Below are 20,897 nucleotides of genomic sequence, written 5' to 3' on the forward strand. Positions count from 1 at the left end.
TCTTTTATCTTCCTCCCGCTTTTCCCATATACATCATCTTGTAATCCGGGATTTCAAAGTTGATATGCAGCCGCTTTGCCCCCACCATAAATAGGGCATGGCCTCGCTTTCTTGCCAGCAAAAGCTCCTGCTCCGCTTCGGTCAGATCGTAGAGCTTGGCGGTTTCTTTTAAGTTGGGGCCGTCCGTTCCCATCAGGAGCTTGTAGCAAGGTACATCCAGCAGGGCCTGCCCATACTGCTTGATGCTTTCCGAAAGAAAGTCAATCACGCTGTGGGAGATGATCCCCAGCGCAGCCTCATATTTTCTTGCCCTCTTTATGGCATTTCGCAGATAGACAAGGGATTGCGGCACCTTTTGGTCAATCATCAGATACGCTTCATCACAAATGAGCAGCACTCTCTCGTCACGGTTCCGGCTCATCTGCTCCCAGCAATAGGTAAGAATATTGAAATACTGTGTCCGTTTAATACTGTCGCTGGTTTCCTGCAAGGCATTGGTATCAAGGCAAATAAAGGAACTGTCACTGACAATGGTGCTGTGACCGTTCCAGATAAAACTATCCGCACCCTCGGCAATATCATACAGAAGCAAAGACAGGTCGGCATATGCCTGCCTGTCCTGCTCGGTATCCGCCTTTTCCTGAACGAGCGTATAAAGGTCGGAGAAAATCGGGAAATCCTCCGGCTTCAAAGAGGTAATGTCGGTATCCCATGTGATATGGAACTTTCTGTATAGCTCCACAAGACTTTTCTTCAAGACCGCTTTCTGCATATCCGTAAGGCTTGGGATATACAAGCTGAAAAAGATTTCAAGATTTTTCATATGCAGAGCCAGGTCATTCATACCATAGCCCTCGTCACGGTACAGGCGGTCGGGTTCTTTTTCCTGCTCATCATCACGGGGAGATGGCCGGACCTGCAAGGGGTTAATCCTACCTGTGGAACCTCCCACGGCATTAATCCAGCCACTGCCAAGGCCAAGGTTGTAGCAAAGGTCTTTATATTCGGATTCCGGGTCTACCACAAGGATTTTGGTGCCTTTCATGTACTCGGACAGGATGATATGCTTGATGGCGGTGGATTTGCCTACGCCGGAATTGCCCATGATGACAAAATTGCTGTTGGTGCGGTCGCTTCCGCGTTTCCATATGTCCACAATAACAAGGCTTCCGCTTGCGTCCTGTGCAAAATAATAGCCCTCGCCATCATTAAAGCCGGAACTGGCAAAAGGAAAGCCGCCTACAAAAGTAGACAGAGGAACGATTTTTTGCAGGATGCTTTCTATCTTACCGTCAGACGGAAAGGATGGTGAGATGTGCTGAAAACACTCTTTTTGCAGATTGGGAATGACACGCATTTTGCACTTCAAGACACTTATCATGCTTTCCGCACGGCGGCAGACTTTTTTGAAAGTGCGCTCATCCTTGGCAATGGGCATGACCGACACATTCATAAGCCCTACGGTTTCACCCTCACGGTCAATCTGCATGATGATCTTTTCGCCGTCCTCGGCCGCTTTCTCCGCACGCTGACGGGTCAGAGGGTCTTTTGCTCCCTCGGCAAAGCCGCGCTGCTGAACCACGCTTCGGGAAATGGCGTTAATTAAGGTTGCATTGTCCACCGGCTTAAAGCCGATGGATACAATAGTGGACGGTATATTCGTGATTTTGGACAGCCATTCTGTTTCCACCTTTTGGGGATAGCGGATCAGTCCGTAAATCTTACCGAAGTTCTCTCCCACGGAAAGGCTGTTTTTCGTAAATTCCAGCCCCATGGGGGTAATGACATTGAGCAAAGCTGTATTCGTAATATGGCGCTCTTGAACGGCTTGTTTTTTAGGCATAAAAGTCCTCCTTTAACATAGGGATGCTGGCCTCAAATTCCGTATCTTCCAAATGGGTGTAGGACGGATTGTTTACGAGGTTCAAAAGCCGTACAATCTCCTTTTCCGCCAGTACATCGCAGCCAATTCCATTGGTGGTAAACTTCTCTGCCAGAAGGGATGCCCGCTTAAATAAGTCCTTTTCCACGCCGTCCTCATACCGATCCCACATGGAGATATAAAACTGACGCTCCACGATTTCGCCGGACAGGGCGTAGCTGCTCATCTGCAAAATCTCCTGCCGCAACAACTCCTTGCGCCGGTCATCGGCGGTTTTAAGCATTCCCTGCATATCAGCGATCAGGGGAGAAATATCCACGGGCCTGCTGACCGCCATGAACTTAAAGGGGTACTGAATATCGGACAGCTCTGCGGTAAGCTGCCGAATCAAGACACTTTTTTCAGCTTTGCTGAATAAGTCAATGCTGATTGAGTGAATACGCAGAAAAATCAGAACCAACTCATCTTTGGTATATAGGTATTTGTCCTTTACATCCCGCACATTGATAAACTGCTGTGCGGTCTGCATGGATATGGCGGCTTCGTCTGATACCGGCCGTTTCTTAGCCGTTTTCAGGAACAGAAGCAAAAGGCCGCCACCCACAAGGGTGACGGCCAGCATAATAATCGGGAATAAAAGTCCCTGCATTTATCGTTCCTCCATTTCTTCAGCGGTTTCCTCGTCCAGCTCCTCCTGGTGATCGAGCAGCCGCCGGTAGCGTTCTCTATCCTCCTGTGCCTGCGGAGATTCCAAATATTCCTCAAAACGCATATATCCACGGGAAGATTCCAGCTTATCTTCAAGACCGGTGCTGCGATGATAGATGGTAAGCAGCCTGTCAAAATCGGTAATGCCTCTCTGCTCGGCATGAGCAAGGAGCTTTTGTACGTTTTCCAGCCCCACATCGAGGTCAATGGAGAAACTGCCCATGGTGCGATACCATGGGCAGTTGGGGTTATACTCCATCATAAAATCGTTCTGATCGAGGTCAAATACCATCCGCATTTGAAACTCTCTGCGCTGTGCATAAGCCTTGTTGTATTCCGGCATTTCAGCCGGAGGGATGCGTGCGCAGAACATATCTGAATCCTCCAGCCGAGGATTTTGGTAGACTCCCTCATAATCCAAGTGTTCAAAAATATGGCTGATGGACTGCGGCTGTGAAAAGGTTTCCTGAAGCTGCTGTGCCTGAAACATCCGCAGAAGCGGTGACAGGGCATTTGCTCCGTGATATACGGAAAAGAAGTTGTTTTCTCCGCCCTCCCGAATGATGTAAATTGCTCGGTTTCCCATAAGCCACCTCACTTGAGCGGACGGATATGCCAATCGTCAAAAAGTGATCCACGAATGGTCAAATCGTCCGTCAGATTGATTTGAAGCATACCGGCAGGCGTCCATGCGTCAAGGTATTCCGCATAGGTCGTGTACCGCCCATCCGGGAACCATACCGGCGAAAAGTGGCAGGATTGCCCATAGGTGCTGTATTTATTTTTCTGAAAGGCAAAGGTGCTGGAATAGCCGATGTTAATCCGCTTAAAAAGCCGCCAGTAGGTGGAGTAGTTAAATTCGGGGAAATAGGCCACCACGTTTTGCACCCCTGTGATGTGACTGCTGGGTGCGGAGGAACGAACCTGTGCCGATCCATCCGCATTTAATCCGTATCCGCTTTTCATTATTTTGCCAGAAGCTGTGGGGGACTTGTCATCCGGCTTGGTACGCAGTTCCGCCGTCAGGCTTGCGGAGTAGGAGAGCCAGGCATATTCCCACCAGCCGCAGTCCTCCCACCAACCGTCCTCATCCTCGTCACCGCTGTGCCAGACCCAATACTCATGCCACCAGCAGTCCCATTCGCCCCATGTCAGGGAGGTCACATTCGGTTTGACAGGTTTAGCCGGAATGGAAAATCCATCGTTGCGGTCGTTGGCCTGCGGGTCGGGCGGCGGGTTTTTATCAAGGTCTACAATCTGAGCCACAATCTCGCTGCTGCTCACGGAACAGTTGCCAGCAACGGTGATGGTGATATAGCCCGGTTCTTTTGGGGTGCGCCATTTGACCCATGCAAGCTGCGAACCTCCCTCCGGGATATAGATGCCGCTGTGGGAATAGGTCTTCCCATTGATGGAAAACCGTGCATATGCCGGATTATCCGGCGTTTTCTGTGAGCCGGTTGTAAGTGTGACGGCTGTGATGACCTCCGTATCGCAGCGGTAGGTCACATTGCTTTCCTTGGGCGGTTCCGGGTCAGGTTCTGAAAAGCGGATGATACCCATTCCCAAATATGTGATAATGGTTTCGTCGCTCTGCGCCATGGTTGTGGAGCCGCTCCATGCGGCAAAACCCAAATCAGGAGTTTCAAGGAACATAGAAAGCGGTAAATTTTTGTGGGATAGAGATACCATCTTGCTCCGCAGACCGTTTCCTACCTGTTTGTTGTATAGAGCCGCTTCGGTGGCGGTCATGGCAAACATGACGCTGTTGTATTTGAAATAGGCTATTGGCTCCAATAAAATCTTGTACTTGCCATTTATCAAGGTATCGTAATCCATGCCTGTGGCATTGGCAATGTCACGAATCGTTCCCTCACGGCAGAAATAGCTTCGGATTGCCGCAATATTACTGGAGCCGTTGGAACTGACAATCCGGGGCATGGCATTGGCTGGCTTTATAGAATAGTAATTTCCCATATGGGGAGTTAGCCCATTAGAGCGGTAGGATATTTTGCTTACGGTTCCAAAGTGAAAAGAAATATCGCCATTTGAGCCGTTTGCAAAATCAATGGGAGTGGATACTGGCATATTGTCACTGTCACGGATAACTGTAATCCGCACTCCGTCACGCCCCGGTGTCCATGAGTTTTGTGCAGTGCCTTGATTCATACCGCCGCCACCGCCGTCAATGTTTGAATCGGCGGCAAAAGCAGGCACAGCCAAAGAAAATAGCATTGCCCATAGAAGCAATGCACAGATTAGTTTCTTCAATTTTATCACCTCCGAAAATGAAAAATGGGATACAGCCGTGTATGACTGTATCCCATCGGAAAGATTATTCTGTTTTACATATCGCCAACCGCTTCGCCGGTTCCGGCATTGGGGGCAGTCCCTTGAGAGTTTTCGCCCTCATCTTCCACCCATCCAAAGCCCGGAAAGTACACCTTTCCATCCGAACGCTTTTCACCTGCCTGCGGCTGCTCCTGCTTGCTATTCGAGCTATTTTCGGAACCTTGGTTTGTTTCAGCAGGGGGCTTGGAGGGAGGAGTGGCTTCTGTCGGAGATTTCGGCTTACCATCAGAGGGCTTGCTTTGTGTCGTATCCTGTGTATCACTGCTGGCAGGCGCAGAAGGTTCCTGCAATGGTTCTGCCGGGGCTTCTGATGGAGCAGCCTCTGATATGCCGCTATCTGTTTTCGGCGTTGCCTCCGGCTTGATCTCCGGCACAACGACCTGTGTTTCCACAGGAGCCGTGCTTTCGGCAGGCGTTTCCTGCGGCTGTCCGCCCATCGTGCCAATATAATAGAAAAGTCCTCCTGCAAGGCAGACTGCCACAAGGGACAATGCGGCAATGACCGCTTTTTTCTTTGTTGTATATTCTTTTTTCATAATGATGGCCTCACTTTCATGTTAAATGAAGGTTTAAGCCTATATACCCATTTCGCTTATTTTACCCGACTCCATTATATCCTGAATCTTCCTGCGCGTCCAGACATTTTGATGGAGTGTCGGTGATTTGTGCAGACTCAGAACTTAGGCATATAGGCTGATTTTGTGCGTATCTCCATGGTAAGCGGCGGGAGTCTATCCCAGCCAAAGGACAAGGGGATTTCAATGGTAATGCGGGCGTCAGCTTCTAAATTATGCTCTGCACCGCCCGGCGTCAGGGGTGCGTTTGCAATATCCACCGAAAGCCCGGAAAGGCGGTACTCATAGCCGCCCTTATCCTCTTTGATGTGATACCCTCCAACTTCCGCAGTTCCCAGCAGGTTGTCGAGCCGGTAGTATACATCATCGTAATCAAGGTTCTCCTGCCAGCTTTCGCCGGACAGGATATACCCCCCGGAATACCCTTCCCGCAGACCGTTATAGGCTTCATCGTAATTGGTGGTTGCCACGGTAATCACGGCCTGCTGGAGTCCGTCACGGACACCGCTCACAATAATACCCAGCCTGAAGAACTCGGGAAGGGCACAGATCAGAAGCAGAATCCCTAAAATCAGGGCGATGGTGAGGGGTGTGGAATTACCTCGCCTGTCTTTCATTATCTTAATCAATTTCATGGCGTCACCTCACTTATAATAGACTTCGGACTTTCCCGTTGCCTTGGCCTGTATTTCAATGGGAAAGGAACCAAAGACGAAAAACCCGATGTCTACCGTGTCCGTCAGCAAAACCTCAATATCACCGTTTAGCTGTACTTTTTTCCCGCTGTAATAATCACAGTCCCAGCGGATGGTTGGGTTAAGCCCGGTCTGCTCTCGCATATCGGCAATTCGGGAATCCACATTGGTGCTGCCCTTGATTTCAGCCTCCCGCACAATCTCCACAGCAAAAATGTCAAGCTGCTGCTTGGCGGTAAACACAGGGAATAGCTGCACCGCAAAGGCCACCACCAGCAGCAGGCAGAGGATGCCCACCGCAACATCAATATACCCTTCGCCGCGCTTTCCTTTCAGTATCTTTCTCAGCATAGTTACACCCCCTTAAAACATTCCCGACATAGCGCCGAGAATCTGATAGCCCATAACGCCCATATACAGGAGCAGCATACAGCCAAGGAGTAGAAAGGAAAACTTACGGATTTTGGGCGGGCGCTCCATAGCCAGCCTTTTTAATCTCTGTAATTCAAGCTGCTTCATGTCATGGGATAACATTTGGAAGAAGGTAACGCCATCGTCCCCTCGAAGCACGCCGATCAGCCCCCTCACCACATCCGAGAGCATGGCGCTGGATACTCTGGCCTCAAAGCGTGTCAGCGCTCCCTCATAGTTGCCGGTACGCATATCCGAGGTGGTGATGGCAAGCTCATTTTTCAGAGCTTTCCCAGCATTTTTCTGATAGCTTTCCAAAATGGAAAGTACATCACGGGTTGCTTTCAGCTCCTGTACCAGCGTCGCAACAAAGCGGGGCAATTCGTATTCAATCTCCTGCCGCCTTACGGTAATGAGCTTTTCGGCTTTGGTGCTTTCTGTAAAATACACCGCAATGCCTATAATCGCAAACGCCGGGGAAAGGATAGGGGCAAGCAGCAGGCAGGGAAATACCCCTGCAAAGATCAGACCGGCTTTCACCATGGCCTGTGCCGCATATACCTCGGCAGTCATAGGGATTCCCGCAGATTTTAACACTGCCGTGAGCTTGCGTTTTCTGTATTCATCCATGGGCAGAACCTTGGAAAGCCTTGCCGCCAGTTCCATGATAAAGGCGTCCGAGTCCCGTGCCTTTTTCCGTTCCCGTTTGCCCATGCCAAGAATTGCCTTGGTCGCCTTATAGGTCGGTACGTTCAGCAGCTCCGCCGAAATTAGATAAAGCCCTGCTGTGAAAAACAGGGCAAAGAAAAGTAGAATCATATTCTGCACAGTGAAAGCACCTCCTAACGCTTATATTCAATGGGACGGGTATGCTTGGCGACGGCGGCCACCGACAGGAAAATCACTCCGGCGCAGATTGCCAGCAGCACCTTTCCAAACTCGGTGAACATCAGGGTATGATACCAGTCCCGATTGAGAAAGTACATGAGTGGAATACTGCCAAGCAGAAGCACCACCATGGTGATGTATTCTTTGACGGGCTCAAACAAAAGAAGGTCAAGCTCTGCCGACACCACACGCATATCCGACAGCTTGGCAACGATGGGCGGCAGGATTGTTTTCAGGTTGTAATCGTCCTGACACGCAATTACCGCATCCACCCATTCGTGAAAGACACTGTTGTCAATCCCAACCTTTAATCCCTCCAAGGCTTCCTTGGTATTGGAGTTGATGAGCTTGGCCTGCAGCAGGAAGTTGCGGAATACCTCTGCTACCGGCGGATTCAAATAAGGCTGGTTTTCTTCAATGGCACGGATGATGGTGTTCTTTCCTCTTAGGTAACTGGTGGTGATGATGGATAAGGCGGTTTCCAATTCCGTGTTGATTTGCTTTTTATGCCGCCCTGCCGTGAGCTTCACATAATAAAAAGGCAGGAGCGCCAAGCCTGCCGCCAGTACCGGTACAAGATAGCCGTTTTTCATGGAAAGGGCAATCCTAGCCCCTACCACAAACAGCAGCATGGACAGGATGCAAAGAGCGGTAAACATACCGCTCTTGCCTGTGACACGCAGAATCTCTCTTGTTTCCAGAAAGAGCAGCTTTAAGCCCTTTGGCTGTTTGTTCTTCCGGCTCTTTCTGATTTTACTTTTCATTGTGGTTTTCTGTGGACGGACATAATTCGCCAGCCCTTCAAAAAAAGTAAAGGGCGATAACGAAAGCAGAATAAAGCTGCCCGTTACCGCCAGTAAAAACGCTATTGTTATCAATATTGTCAATGTTCTATGCCTCCATTTCCTCTAAATCCTCCATTAAATCCTCATAGCCTTTATACCGGGTCACGGTATCCGTCACCTCATGCAGATGGTCAACCATATCCCGGTGGCTTTCCGGCAAACTCTGAGAAGCAATTTCCTTTCTCATATCGGAATAGCTCCCCAAGAAGCCCCAGCAGCTATCCGTTTCCTCGCCGTTTTCATAAAGCCGAAAGCCATAGCACTGCCCGGAAAGATAGCAGTCATAGCTCTCCACCTCGGATTTCAGAAGGGCTTCGGCCTTTTCTCTGCTTTCCGGGGTCAGGCTGCCGTACTCCTTTTCCATATCCTCCGGCGTGGCGTAAATCCATCCCACCTGACCGGAATCCCACTCGGCGTGCTGCGCTCTCCCTAAAAAGGAGCCGGTTGACATACGCAGCATGGAGTGGTCGTAGAGGTTTAAGGGTAGGATGATATTCTTTTCCGCAGCCAGCAGATAAAGGTCAGGGTTTGGCAGGGTGTCCACAAGGCTTTCAAAAATCTCCTGCCGGTTTGCTTCCAGCTTGCCGGGAAAGGAAGCCTCATCGTACCATTTCTTGAAGTGGGTATCATAGCTCCTGATTTCCCAGCTTGCCGCAGCGCGGTCATATTCCAGTTTCACGCTGTCTGCCTTGCCGGATTTCACATAATCAATGACTGTATCCGGCGAAACGCTGTTCATTACCAACTCTTTGAACAGCTCGTTTGTATCCTCAAAATTGTGTTCATCCCCAAGATTATACCGCCTGTGCCAGCAAGCCATATGGCCGAAGTTATCATAATCAGTGCGGGGATTTAGGGGTTCATCATCCATCATAATTTGTAGAAGATACGGCGCTTTATAAGCGACCATGCTCATAAAAATGCACCTCCTTTATGCGCTTAAAAGCCGCTGCTGCAAGGACAGCGGCATACCGTTTTCACGAAGCCGCTTGCACAGGCTTTCGGATGGACCGTTTACTTTTTCATAATGCCCTATGATCTTGGCTTTTCCGTTTTCCATGCGGTTGTCGGTGATGTTAAAGCGGTACAAGGTGCGCATAATCGGCACACCGGCTTTTACGCCCACGCACTCGGCAATTTCCATCAGGCGGCGGCTGTTGTCCTCCAGCTTCTTGGCAAAGGCCACGATGGGAAAGCCCCTTGTGGCAAGCCCCATCAGGGTGGCGTCATCCATGGAGCTGCTTTCCTTGCAGAGTGCCGCCATGCGGTAATAGGTGTCCTCACAGCCGTTGGCGTGAATGGTGGTCAAAGAGGTATGCCCGGTATTGGCCGCCTTAATTGCTTGCAGGCTTTCCTCGCTTTTCATCTCCGCAACCACCAGAAAATCCGGGTGCATGGTAAGAGCCAGTTCCAAGAGCTTTACCATGGATACCACCTGTTTGGGATCGTCAGACTCCTTGGTAATAAAGTGAATGACATTATTCAGGACCCTGCCCAACTCGTCACGCTTCACGCTGTCGAACTCACGACAGCCCTTTTCAATGGTAATCAGCCGCTTATCATTGGAAATCTGGTCGAGTATCCAGCTCATCAAAGTGGTTTTGCCGGAGGAAGTGGCCCCGGTCATACACATGGAAACGCCATAATTAAAAAACACCGAGAGCATATCCAACATCTCGGCGGTGGCTGTGCCATAAGTGACAAATTCCTCTTTTTTCAGCTTGCGGGGATTGACGATACGAATGGATACAGACAAACCCTTGTCCTCGTCCACGATACCCGGAGAGGTAGCCGTAATACGGATTTTGTTGGACAGATGCCCAATGACATAGGGCTTGGCATTATCGAGTATCATGCCGGACTTATGCAGCATACGCTTGATGACATCAAGGGCGTGCTGGGGTGAGGTAAACCGTTCCTTGGTGGGCAGCACCTCACCGTTTGCGTAAATGACCTTCACATCATCCCACTGGTTGATGTTCACTTCCTCCACATCATTTCGGTAGAGGTATTTGGACAGGAAGGAAAAGCCGGTCATTTCTCCGTACAGAAGCTCGGCAAGCTCCTCCTGTTCCATGCCTTCCACACCAAGCCGCTGTTCTTCAAGGTATTTTCGGATGTAGCTGTGAATCAGAGCACGGCTCTGGTCAGGGTCATCCTTTAGGGTTCCTGCATAATTTTTGCTGATGTGTTCCTGCACTTCCCTCAAAACCTCGGCAAAAGGGCGCAGATGGATTTCCCCACCCATCAGTCCTGCGTTATCATGAATATTTAAGATGTTCTGCAAGTTTTGTCCTCCTTTCGGACCAGGATAATTTCATACAAATACTTCGGGCAGACTGGAGCCTTATCGGTTCTCGGTCTGCCCGGTTGGTTCCAGCTCCCGCCCTTGCTGGTATAGCAGTAGGAAAATCCGCTTGCCAAAAGGCTTTTGCCGTTTTCCTCCGCTAAAATATAGGTAATGAGTCGCTGATAGCCCAGCGCCTTTGCCGCACAGCGGCAGGCTCCGTATAGTTTAGAGCAGGCGTTCCTCGTGCCGTCCGTACAGAGCCGCAGAACCTCCACAGTCATACACTGGTCAATACGGCGGGAGCGCGGTCTGCCCACAATAGCGACACCGCACAGCCTGCTATCCTCGAAACAGGCAAGGGAAAATCGGTGTCCCCGCACAGCTCCGTGATGCCGGTGATGTGCCGTCACATAGGCATTGGCATCTTTCAGTTCTATATGGCTGATGGTGAGCACTAAAACTCACCCCGGTTTTTTGCAAAGGGCAATCGAAAAGCCGGTTTTGCTTTTTGCTTTTCATTCTGCTTTGCGCCCTCTGTGTCCGTTGCCTCAGCGGGTGAAGCGGACCTTGTCTTGGATTTCACTGCGTGTATTCCCAAAAGCCGTTCCACTCCAGCGGTATATCCGGTGCTTTCCGGCTGGGCCAGCGGGGTCAGCAATGCCAGTTCATCATACTGCTGCTCCAGTTCCGGCACATAGGGCAGCACAAAATCCGTGCCGCCGTATTGCTGGGCGGCAGACTCCCAATCCTGCCCTGCTTTCAGGTTGCCGATTACGGTCTGATGGGTATCCTTTCGGAAACGGCTGTCCGCCAGCATGGAGTCATGGGTCAGATAATAGGAAACGCCCTTTAGGTTGGCCGTCCCCAGCCTGAAAACCCTGTCCGCTAGCTCTATCGCCACAATGGATGCCGGGTCAGCTTCAAATGCGGAGGTACAGTCGATGATGACATGATCGGCCAGATACCGGAGCAGGATAAAAAACTCCACCGCCTTATCCCGAGTGATTTGCGGATACCACATCAGGCTTTCTCCTGCCCGGTATCCCAAAAAGCTGATGTATTCGTTCTTTTCTGTCGGCACACAGGCATTCAGGAGCTTGGCCTGCGTCAGTGCCGGAGCCGTCAAAAGACTGCCCAGCGAAGTGTCGTGGTTCGTATCGGCAGGCAGGACTGTGGGAATGACCGGTGTAAACGGATCGCAGAATACCACAATGACATTCTTTTTTGCCGCCGAAAGCGTCAGGGCAAGTTTAAGGGCAGCGGTGGTTTTCCCGCTGCCCGGACTGCCCATGACGGCAATCATCTTGTCTTTTATCATAAAATTTTGCCCTCCATTCCTTATTCCTGCCCTGCGGATTCTGTACCGCTTTCCGCTGTGTCATCGGAAGAAATACCGGCAGGCGATGCCCCCGCGCTATGGTTATCTTCGCTTTCATAGGTGATCCTGTGTTGTCAGCGTAAAGCTGGGTTCTCCCGGCTCTTTGAACCGTCTGCCGTTCTGGCGCTTTTTCATGCGGTCGGGAGTGATGACCGCCATCACACAGTCCGGGTGTCCATGGCATAAAAAAATACCGGAGGTTTCCCCCCGGTGGTTGCCGATACCTGAATACTGTCTTGCCCGGATACACCGGGCGTTTTCCGTCAGTTCCGCATCCTCATTCATATCAATAAAAGCAGCACAGGTCTGGACTTGTGCAGGAACGGCAACCTTTAATCCCTCTCCCTTATTCGTCGTGAGTGTTGGCGAAAGACCGTGCGTGTCGTATACGTTTCCATTCATACCATTGCCGCTCGGATTGGTATTGCCCAAGCAGACGATACCTCCCGCATGACTACTCCGCCCGGTATCGTGATTGAAGGCGGTGAACGCCTCACAAGGCGGAATTTCTGAAAGCACGGCATTCTGATCCTGATTTCGATTTAGACCACGGGTATCGCTGGCGGTCAAGGTATGGGCATGGCTGATAGCGCCTGTAATACCCTCCCTTCGGTTAACCGACACAGCATAAAGCCCCGTGCGTCCGGCAAAGCCGCCGCCCTCTGCCGTCAGGGTGACGGAAACACCGCTTATGTCATAGACTCGTTTTCCTTGGCTTCCACCGATAAGCTGCTTAACAGGCGCTGTGTTTGCTCCGCCGATAGGAAATACTTTTCGTCCACGGATTCCTCCAAAATGTCCAACAAGGTACACCCGCTCCCGGTGCTGGGGGACGAAGAAGTCTTTTGATAATGTAAAGTTAAAAATAATGTAAAGTCACCTCCTTAAAGTGCTATAATTTCCAGCGTAATCTATCGTCAAACTCAACATAATTCTCTACAATCTTATTGGGCGGACAGAGTCCACCACAATAAGACTGGAGGTTATGAAGATGAAACAGGAACAAAGTACAAAGGAATTAGAAATCAAAGCCCTAATCTCAGGAGCCAAATCCCATTTAGCCCAAATCGGCTACCGGCCACGTACAATCGAGCGATTAGATGCAGTTTGGAAAATGTTAGCAGCTTACTGTGATTCGCAGGGCACATCAGTATTGACGGCGGAATTAGGCCGCGCGTTTGTTTGGGAACGGTATGGTTCAACTCTTGGAGAAAAGGACACATCGCACAATGTCAACCGAGCGGTTCATCTCCTACTGGATTTTCAAAAGTTCGGTATGGTATTTAAGCAGTCGAATATGACAATAAAAGAGTTTTCAGAACCATACCATAATCTTTTTGAAGGCTTTTTGGAGCATCTACGTCAGGAAGGCGTGTCAGACGGTTCAATCAGGACATGGAGAAGCCGCCTGTTCCGGTTTGAGTATTTTCTAATAAACAATGGCGTGGCGCATTTTTCCCAAATTGAATTGCATCACGTCAACACATATATTGAATCGCTTGCCGGATTTTCCTCTGGAACTGTTGGCGGGACAATTAAAATCCTCGGCAGGTTATTTGATTATTCTTTGGAAAACGGATACCATCACAAAAGCTTCTCCGAAGTTCTGCCAAATGTGCGCCGGATAAAGAAATACCGCATTCCAACCGTATTCACAGCCAATGAAGTGGAACGTATTTTAAAATCAGTCGACCGAAACAATCCAATCGGAAGACGGAATTATGCCATTCTTATACTTGTAGCAAAACTTGGGTTGCGTATCAGCGATGCCCGGCTACTGCGTTTTGATTCCATCGACTGGCATAACAAACGTCTGTCTATAACCCAAAAGAAAACCGGCGTCCCTCTGGACCTGCCGCTGCTTGACGATGTCGGCTGGGCGATTATTGAATACCTGAAAAATGGCCGTCCAGAAACAGGCAGCGAATACATCTTTGTCCGACATTCCGCTCCTTATGGCCCATTGACGGACACTCTCCGTAAAACGGTTGTGAACGCCATTCAAAAAGCCGGAATCAAGACTCCGGCAGATAAACCAATTGGTATGCATACATTCCGCCACAGCATTGCATCATCCATGCTTGCCAACGGAGCAAAACTGACAGAGATTGCCCAAACTTTAGGGCATGCTATGCCGGAAAGCACACAGACATACATCAGCGTCGATGTTGAATTGCTTCGTCAGTGTGCGCTGGAGGTGACGATATGAGCAAACCGTATTTTACAGGTCCCTTTGCCCCCATGTGTGAAATATTTGTAGCGCAAAAGCGCGCGGCTGGTCTTGTGTATGATCAACAGGCTATGCTCCTTCGGATGTTTGATAACTTCTGCAAAGGGCATGAAATACAGAATTATACCATTACCAAAGAAATCGCCCTTGCCTGGTGCCAAAAACGCCCGAATGAAAAAGATGTCACAAGGCGTGGCCGCGTTGGAGAGATGCAGCGTTTTTCTGTATTCCTTAGCAAACAAGGTTATCCGTCCTATTTTCTCCCTGCGCTACCAAAACATGGGGAAACACATACGCCTTATATTTTTACAAAAGATGAGCTGAAGCGTATTTTTAAACGTCTTGACACCCTTATTCCGACAAATGCCTCACCAAACCGTCATTTGACTTATCCGTTGTTGTTCCGTGTGCTTTATGGATGTGGACTGCGTATTTCAGAAGCATTGTCATTAACAAAGGAGGATGTGGACGCAGAAAACGGTGTGCTTCATATCCGGCATGGTAAAAATGATAGGGAACGCCTTGTGCCAATGTCCGAGTCTCTTACCCTCAGGTGCAGAAAGTATCTTTTGGCAGTCCATCAATCCACCCCTGGCGATCTGCCGTTTTTTTACACCAAGTCGCATTCCAACTACTCTAAATCCTGTATCAGCAGGGAGTTTAAAGGCTTTTTATGGGATGTCGGTATCCCGTATCGTGGAACAAACCTTGGGCCACGCGTGCATGATCTTCGTCACACTTTTGTTTGCCACAACATTCAAAAATGGGCGGAGGAAGGAACCGCCATTTACAGCAGGCTTCCGGTTTTGTCAAAATATCTCGGACACACTTCCGTCATCGCGACCCAATGGTATCTCCGTCTCAGCGCAGAGATATATCCCCATATCAGGCAGATATGTGAAACGGAACTGAGTGGAATGTATACTGACATTTTGAATTTTGAAATGGAGGTAGATACGGATGAATAAGGTAAAACCAACTGACTTTGCACGTTCTCTTTCTAATTATTTTTTTGAATATCTGCCAGTACAAAAAGGACTTAGCGAAAATACAATCAAGTCTTATCGGGATTCCATGTCTGTGTTTCTGGACTATTGCGAAAAAGAACGACATCTGAAACGTGAAAAACTTGAAATTCAAAACATTGATCGCAGTTTGGTTGAGGATTTCCTCTCATGGCTGGAACAGGTAAAAAACAATTCTGTAGCAACAAGGAACCAGCGTAGGATTGCGCTGAATACATTTTTTAAATACCTGCAATATGAAAATCCTGAATACGTTTTACTGTGCCAGCATATCCTTTCTATCCCCAATAAAGCTGGCAAAAAGCAGACTATTAGACATTTACCAATCAAAGCAGTAGAAGAAATCCTCAGACAGCCTGATTTGAAATCCAGAAGCGGAAGACGTGATTTCGCCATCTTAAGTCTGATGTATGAATCAGCAGCCAGAATTTCAGAGATAGCCAATCTTTGCATTGGTGATTTGCACTTTGAACGCAGTGGTGCCATTGTGCATTTGCGTGGAAAAGGTAAGAAATTTCGTGATGTACCACTTATCCGCGATATTTCAAGCCTATTAAAAAACTATCTGTCTGAAGAAAAGCATTATCGCCCATGTGATAAAATGGAGCCGGTATTCTGTAATAGAGATAAGGAAAAGCTGACACGGGCTGGTATCTCTTATATTTTCAACAAATATATCAAGTCCACAAGGTCAGCTATGCCGAATTTACTTCCCTCCAAAGTTTATCCACATATTTTTCGCCACAGCCGCGCCATGCATTGGCTGGAAGCAGGAGTTGATTTGCAGTACATTAAAGACCTACTGGGTCATGCAGATCTCTCGACAACAGAGGTGTACGCACAACTTAATACTGAAATGAAACGTAAGATTTTGGAAGAAGTACATCCCAAAGAACATCAATCCTCCCAATATCCCTCATGGACAGAAGATAAAAATCTCATGGGCTGGCTCAGTAATTTTCAAGACACCCACTAATTTAATAATGAATTATGCAAAGCTGGCAAAATCATTTTTGTTGGCTTTGCTGCATTTCAAGGAGGTGACTTTACATTATTTTTAACTTTACATTAGCAAATCTTTGACCCAAACAAAATCACCTTAACAAAATACTTGTTTTACACAGGTAAAGGTGGTGTCGGGAAAACATCTGTTGCGTGTGCAACGGCGGTAAATCTTGCAGACAGCGGCAAAAGAGTTCTTCTTGTCAGCACAGACCCGGCTTCCAACTTGCAGGATGTGTTTGGCACCCCGCTTTCAGGGAAAGCCACGCCCATTGCAGAAGTACCTAATCTGGATGTAGCAAACCTTGACCCTATGCAGGCAGCGGCAGAATACAGGGAAAGCGTGCTTTCGCCTTATCGTGGTAAACTGCCGGAATCAGTCCTCTCTAATATGGAAGAACAACTTTCTGGTTCCTGCACAGTGGAGATTGCCGCTTTCAATGAGTTTTCCAACTTCATTACCAATAAAGAGATGGAAGAAAAATACGACCACATTCTTTTCGATACCGCGCCGACCGGGCATACCCTTAGAATGTTGCAGCTTCCCTCTGCATGGAGCAATTTCATCAGCGAAAGCACACATGGTGCCTCTTGTTTGGGACAGTTATCCGGGCTTGAAAGTAAAAAGGAAATGTATAAAGCTGCGGTTGAAACACTGACAGACGGCGCACAAACAACCTTAATCCTTGTAACTCGCCCCGAAACAGCCCCCCTCAAAGAAATAGAGCGGGCTTCTTACGAATTAGCGGAGCTTGGCGTACTCAATCAATCTATGGTAATTAATGGGGTGTTGGCTGATTATGATGACACCATTTCTAAAAATCTTTACAATAAACAGCAAAGCGCCCTCTCAAATATGCCAAAGCCATTACAGGCCATTACAACCTACATGGTTCCTTTGAGGGCATATAACATTACAGGTATGGAAAATGTCAGGTCACTGCTCACAAAGGATGGTTATGTCACCAGTGATGAAACCATTAAAGCAGAGCATGTTCCCCAGCTAAAGGATGTCATTGATGACCTATACCATAGCGGCAAAAAAGTCATTTTTACAATGGGAAAAGGCGGTGTTGGAAAAACTACACTGGCTGCCGCTATTGCTTTAGGGCTTTCTGAAAAGGGTAAAAAGGTGCATTTAACCACTACTGATCCGGCAGCGCACTTAAAATTTGTTCTTGATGAAAACAACGGCATTACCATGAGCCATATTGACGAGCATCAGGAACTGGCACGGTATCAGGAGGAAGTCTTATCAAAGGCACGGGAAACCATGTCGGAAGAAGATATTGCCTATATCGAAGAAGATTTGCGCTCCCCCTGTACACAGGAAATCGCCGTATTCAGAGCTTTTGCGGAAGTGGTGGAGCGTTCCGAAAATGAGATTGTTGTTATTGATACCGCTCCTACAGGGCATACGCTTCTGCTCTTGGATTCTACTTTAAGTTATCACAAAGAGGTTCAGAGGACACAGGGCAATATTCCGGAGTCCATAAGAAAACTGCTGCCACGTTTGCGAAGCCCTGAAACGGCAGTTGTCATTGTAGCATTGCCGGAAGCTACCCCGGTTTATGAGGCACTTCGGCTGGAAGAAGATTTGAAACGTGCCAATATTGCTACCAAGTGGTGGCTTATGAATTCTTCTCTCTATCATACGAAAACAACAAACGCCCTATTAGCCGCAAAAGCCAGCAATGAAATTCCATGGATCAATGAAATAGCGGAACACACAAACGACCATTTTGCTTTAATCGCTTGGAGTGCCGATGATATGAAGGGCGATAAGCTAAGAGAGCTATAGAAGGAGGCTTTTATGAATAAGGAAATAAACAAACCAAAGGTGGCATTTATTTGTGTTCACAACTCTTGCCGCAGCCAGATTGCAGAAGCACTCGGCAGGCACCTTGCCGCTGATGTGTTTGAAAGCTACTCTGCCGGAACAGAAACAAAACCCAAAATTAATCAGGACGCTGTGCGGCTAATGAAACAGCTCTATGGTATTGACATGGAGAAAACCCAGCGTTCTAAGCTGCTTTCAGAAATCCCTCTGGTAGATATTGTTATTACAATGGGTTGCAATGTCCAGTGTCCTTTTTTACCCTGCAAGCACCGGGAGGATTGGGGACTTGATGACCCGACAGGGAAAGGCGATGAAGAGTTTATTGCGGTCATACAACAAATTGAAAACAATATGCTATCCCTCAGAGAAAGAGTGAACACTCCTAAATAATATTAAGATCCGCTATCTCCTTTTACTGGAAATGGCGGGTCTCGTCATTATCGCTCCATCTCCTCCGGTATCGCCTCTTGCACAAGTAAACCCCTATAGGCAATCAAATCCTGATTGAAGTCCTTGCCCACCGGCGTCTGTATCATGGTCTTATATCCCAAATCCGCAAAGGTTTCAGCGGAAAGCTCCGCCTGAACCTGACCATGGTTATGAGGTGTACCGTCTTTCAGCTTGCCGTCCATGTCGTTATCATAGCAGAAAACGATCTCGTTAATTTCAGGATGGCGCTGAAGGTAACGGTAAAGCGCCTTATCCGACAGGCAGCCCTCGGCTACCCGGTGATCCTCCCGCCAGTCAATGCCATGGAGTTTACAAAGGCAAGCGTGGCTCATGGCGTCTATGGCCGCTTCAAAGGCATACACCCGGTTTGATTTGCCCTCCATGCAAAAACCGTAGGTCTTATCCGAATTCTCCACATCCTGCCGAAAGCTGCTGTTTGCGCTGGGCGCCCGTAAAGCGCAATACCGGGGCTTACCCGCTTCATCGTATCCCACAAAAGCGCAGTTGTGAAAGGAATATGTTTGTCCGTCCTTCTTTATCTGCGTTCTGGCTCCGTAGACCTTTCCCTCATCGATCATGGCATAGACAATTTCCTTGTCAATGCCACGGGTCCCAGTAAGATAGGCAATGGTACGGCTAAAATTCTTGTCCTTGGGCGGCAGAACCAGTTCACCCCTTGGCGGCTTTTCTGATGGGGTAAAATTCAGCCGCGCATAGTCCTCCGAGTAATCGTGTGCGCGGCAGCCCAAAATCATTTCAATCGCCTGTGTTTTTGTAGAAAGCTCAAAATAATCCATAGCAAAATCGAGAATATTGCCTTTGGTTTCTTTCGCAAACCAGTAATACCCACGCCCATGATTAAAGAGGTACAGGCCGCCGCAGCCGTCAGGCAGCCCCTTAACATGCATGGTCGCATGGTCGCCTTTTTCGAGCTGCAAACGATTACTGAGCGCAAAATCAATAATACTGGTGTCAAAAACCTGTTTCATCTGTTCCTCGGTAAACGGCATTTTCCTTGGCTGCGTTCTCAAATCCACTCACCTCCATCAAAAAACCGCCCTGCAAGCAGGACGGTCAGCGTTCCATGTCTGTTTCATGATCCCAAGCTTCCTCAAATAAAAGCTCGGCGGTATGCTCCTGAAAGGTTTGCAGAATCTCCTTGATACCGTCAGGTTGTTTGTTCTTAGAAATGTGAATATCGCCGGAGATGTCCGCCGTGTAACAGTAATCATAGGGTAAATACCTTGCCGTAATTTCGCCAGCAAGGGCTTTCGGCAAGTCGTTATGCCCCTGTGAAATCACGCCATATTTACAGAGAAATTCTGTTTGACAATGCTCCCCGGAGGATAAAAGGTCTATCCCCAGCAGCGCAATCGCAATTTCTCCGGTTTTCTTTCCCTGTACCACACCGGGGACCACGGCATATTCCTCCTGCATATCACCATGGCCGCAAATCAGCCGGGTATCGCCGTACTGCTCCAGCATGGCCGTATGCAAACGGTTCAAAATGCCCTTTGCGTACTCTTTTTCCGCCGTTTGATAAGAGCGGTCAAGCTCATTGTAATCAATAAACGGCAGAATATGAGCATTGATATAGTCAGTGTATTGCTCTAATTTACTCATAATTTCCTCCTGTCAGCGTTCCATATCATCGTTGCCGCCCAAAAATCCCAGCATACGCAGAACATCTTCCATGTCGTTGCTGGCAGGCGGCATCACCCTGATTTCATATTCAAAATGATGGGCTTCCTCATCGGTGTACTGCTCCGGCTCCTGAAAACGCTCGGTGTAGTATTGGAGCTGCTTATCGTTCAAAGAAGCATCATTTCCCTCACCGTCATCCGCACAGATAATGAACGTGCCGCAGATAATATCGCCGTGATCCATGCGGCGGTTTCCGGGCAGGCCGTCCAGCTTGCCCTCATCATTACAGTAAAGGTGGCAATCCGGCTCTGGCAGCGGAACAAACTCAATGCAGCCGTCCACCAACCTCTGCATTGCACGGTAGTCATTCTCTATCTGCTTGGCATAGGGTGCTTTGCCCGGTTCTACCACCAGCACACGGATTAGATTTTCCTCCTGCTTTTGCTCGGGCTGGATGATATGAAACTGATCCTCATTTGGTATAAGCGCAAGCGAACGCCCATTCTGCCATGCCATGTGAAGCTGACCTTGGTCATCAATGTGTTTCACCACGCCCTGCAAGCCATCAGGCATATCACGCTCTCCTCCCATGTGGTCAAGCTGGATGCGTGTGCCGGGCGGGTATTTCTTTTTTATCTGTTCCACCTGATAAGGCTTCAAAAATCCCTGCATTGTGTCCTCC

The 20,897-nt window shown here is 48.6% G+C and carries 22 protein-coding genes; 5 read left to right on the forward strand and 17 right to left on the reverse strand.

What is annotated here, in order from left to right:
* Positions 1-4: 4 nt before the first annotated feature.
* The 14 genes from FRZ06_14105 to FRZ06_14170 all read right to left on the reverse strand — a co-directional run bounded on the left by FRZ06_14105 (position 5) and on the right by FRZ06_14170 (position 12,837).
* Positions 5-1,843 (reverse strand): DUF87 domain-containing protein, encoded by a 1,839-nt coding sequence (locus tag FRZ06_14105; protein QOX64394.1) that lies wholly within the window; start codon positions 1,841-1,843, stop codon positions 5-7.
* The gene (locus FRZ06_14110; protein ID QOX64395.1) at positions 1,836-2,531 is read right to left on the reverse strand and encodes a hypothetical protein; all 696 of its coding nucleotides are present in this window, start codon (positions 2,529-2,531) and stop codon (positions 1,836-1,838) included. The genes FRZ06_14105 and FRZ06_14110 overlap by 8 nt, the downstream gene beginning before the upstream one ends.
* Entirely contained in the window at positions 2,532-3,176 is a 645-nt protein-coding gene (locus FRZ06_14115) for a hypothetical protein (protein ID QOX64396.1), read from the reverse strand.
* A gap of 8 nt (positions 3,177-3,184) precedes the next feature.
* A complete protein-coding gene (locus tag FRZ06_14120; protein QOX64397.1) occupies positions 3,185-4,861 on the reverse strand; it encodes a hypothetical protein in 1,677 nt (558 codons plus the stop codon).
* A gap of 74 nt (positions 4,862-4,935) precedes the next feature.
* A complete protein-coding gene (locus tag FRZ06_14125; protein QOX64398.1) occupies positions 4,936-5,478 on the reverse strand; it encodes a hypothetical protein in 543 nt (180 codons plus the stop codon).
* Between the two features lie 137 nt (positions 5,479-5,615).
* Positions 5,616-6,152 (reverse strand): hypothetical protein, encoded by a 537-nt coding sequence (locus FRZ06_14130; protein ID QOX64399.1) that lies wholly within the window; start codon positions 6,150-6,152, stop codon positions 5,616-5,618.
* A 9-nt stretch (positions 6,153-6,161) separates the two neighbouring features.
* The gene (locus FRZ06_14135; protein ID QOX64400.1) at positions 6,162-6,563 is read right to left on the reverse strand and encodes a DUF4320 family protein; all 402 of its coding nucleotides are present in this window, start codon (positions 6,561-6,563) and stop codon (positions 6,162-6,164) included.
* 12 nt (positions 6,564-6,575) lie between these two features.
* Positions 6,576-7,442 carry a secretion protein F gene (locus FRZ06_14140; GenBank protein QOX65944.1) on the reverse strand — a complete coding sequence of 289 codons (867 nt, stop codon included), beginning with the start codon at positions 7,440-7,442 and terminating at the stop codon, positions 6,576-6,578.
* 23 nt (positions 7,443-7,465) lie between these two features.
* Entirely contained in the window at positions 7,466-8,398 is a 933-nt protein-coding gene (locus tag FRZ06_14145; protein ID QOX64401.1) for a hypothetical protein, read from the reverse strand.
* Positions 8,399-8,402: 4 nt separating this feature from the next.
* The gene (locus tag FRZ06_14150) at positions 8,403-9,272 is read right to left on the reverse strand and encodes a hypothetical protein (GenBank protein QOX64402.1); all 870 of its coding nucleotides are present in this window, start codon (positions 9,270-9,272) and stop codon (positions 8,403-8,405) included.
* A gap of 15 nt (positions 9,273-9,287) precedes the next feature.
* Positions 9,288-10,643 carry a CpaF family protein gene (locus FRZ06_14155; protein ID QOX64403.1) on the reverse strand — a complete coding sequence of 452 codons (1,356 nt, stop codon included), beginning with the start codon at positions 10,641-10,643 and terminating at the stop codon, positions 9,288-9,290.
* A complete protein-coding gene (locus FRZ06_14160; protein QOX64404.1) occupies positions 10,628-11,101 on the reverse strand; it encodes a hypothetical protein in 474 nt (157 codons plus the stop codon). Before FRZ06_14160 ends, FRZ06_14155 begins: the two co-directional genes overlap by 16 nt.
* The gene (locus tag FRZ06_14165; GenBank protein ID QOX64405.1) at positions 11,101-11,964 is read right to left on the reverse strand and encodes a ParA family protein; all 864 of its coding nucleotides are present in this window, start codon (positions 11,962-11,964) and stop codon (positions 11,101-11,103) included. Before FRZ06_14165 ends, FRZ06_14160 begins: the two co-directional genes overlap by 1 nt.
* Before the next feature lie 114 nt (positions 11,965-12,078).
* Positions 12,079-12,837 (reverse strand): hypothetical protein, encoded by a 759-nt coding sequence (locus tag FRZ06_14170; protein ID QOX64406.1) that lies wholly within the window; start codon positions 12,835-12,837, stop codon positions 12,079-12,081.
* 172 nt (positions 12,838-13,009) lie between these two features.
* Between FRZ06_14170 and FRZ06_14175 the strand changes: the two genes are divergently transcribed.
* The 5 genes from FRZ06_14175 (at position 13,010) to FRZ06_14195 (ending at position 18,511) form a co-directional block, all read left to right on the forward strand.
* Entirely contained in the window at positions 13,010-14,233 is a 1,224-nt protein-coding gene (locus FRZ06_14175; GenBank protein ID QOX64407.1) for a tyrosine-type recombinase/integrase, read from the forward strand.
* Positions 14,230-15,222 carry a tyrosine-type recombinase/integrase gene (locus tag FRZ06_14180; GenBank protein ID QOX64408.1) on the forward strand — a complete coding sequence of 331 codons (993 nt, stop codon included), beginning with the start codon at positions 14,230-14,232 and terminating at the stop codon, positions 15,220-15,222. The genes FRZ06_14175 and FRZ06_14180 overlap by 4 nt, the downstream gene beginning before the upstream one ends.
* Positions 15,215-16,255 (forward strand): tyrosine-type recombinase/integrase, encoded by a 1,041-nt coding sequence (locus tag FRZ06_14185; GenBank protein ID QOX64409.1) that lies wholly within the window; start codon positions 15,215-15,217, stop codon positions 16,253-16,255. The genes FRZ06_14180 and FRZ06_14185 overlap by 8 nt, the downstream gene beginning before the upstream one ends.
* 99 nt (positions 16,256-16,354) lie before the next feature.
* Entirely contained in the window at positions 16,355-18,082 is a 1,728-nt protein-coding gene (arsA, locus tag FRZ06_14190; GenBank protein ID QOX64410.1) for an arsenical pump-driving ATPase, read from the forward strand.
* 12 nt (positions 18,083-18,094) lie between these two features.
* Positions 18,095-18,511, forward strand: a complete 417-nt coding sequence (locus FRZ06_14195; protein ID QOX64411.1) for an arsenate reductase ArsC — start codon at positions 18,095-18,097, stop codon at positions 18,509-18,511.
* 47 nt (positions 18,512-18,558) lie between these two features.
* Here FRZ06_14195 and FRZ06_14200 read toward each other — a convergent pair whose 3' ends face one another.
* From FRZ06_14200 to FRZ06_14210, 3 genes are read right to left on the reverse strand one after another with little or no spacing between them, the layout of a single operon-like run.
* The gene (locus FRZ06_14200) at positions 18,559-19,602 is read right to left on the reverse strand and encodes a DUF3991 domain-containing protein (protein ID QOX65945.1); all 1,044 of its coding nucleotides are present in this window, start codon (positions 19,600-19,602) and stop codon (positions 18,559-18,561) included.
* Positions 19,603-19,645: 43 nt separating this feature from the next.
* Positions 19,646-20,194, reverse strand: a complete 549-nt coding sequence (locus FRZ06_14205) for a hypothetical protein (GenBank protein ID QOX64412.1) — start codon at positions 20,192-20,194, stop codon at positions 19,646-19,648.
* 12 nt (positions 20,195-20,206) lie between these two features.
* The gene (locus FRZ06_14210) at positions 20,207-20,887 is read right to left on the reverse strand and encodes a DUF4314 domain-containing protein (protein QOX64413.1); all 681 of its coding nucleotides are present in this window, start codon (positions 20,885-20,887) and stop codon (positions 20,207-20,209) included.
* Between the last annotated feature and the right edge of the window lie 10 nt (positions 20,888-20,897).

This window comes from Clostridiales bacterium, assembly GCA_015243575.1.
In the GTDB taxonomy this organism is placed as follows: Bacteria; Bacillota; Clostridia; order Peptostreptococcales; family Anaerovoracaceae; genus Anoxybacterium; species Anoxybacterium hadale.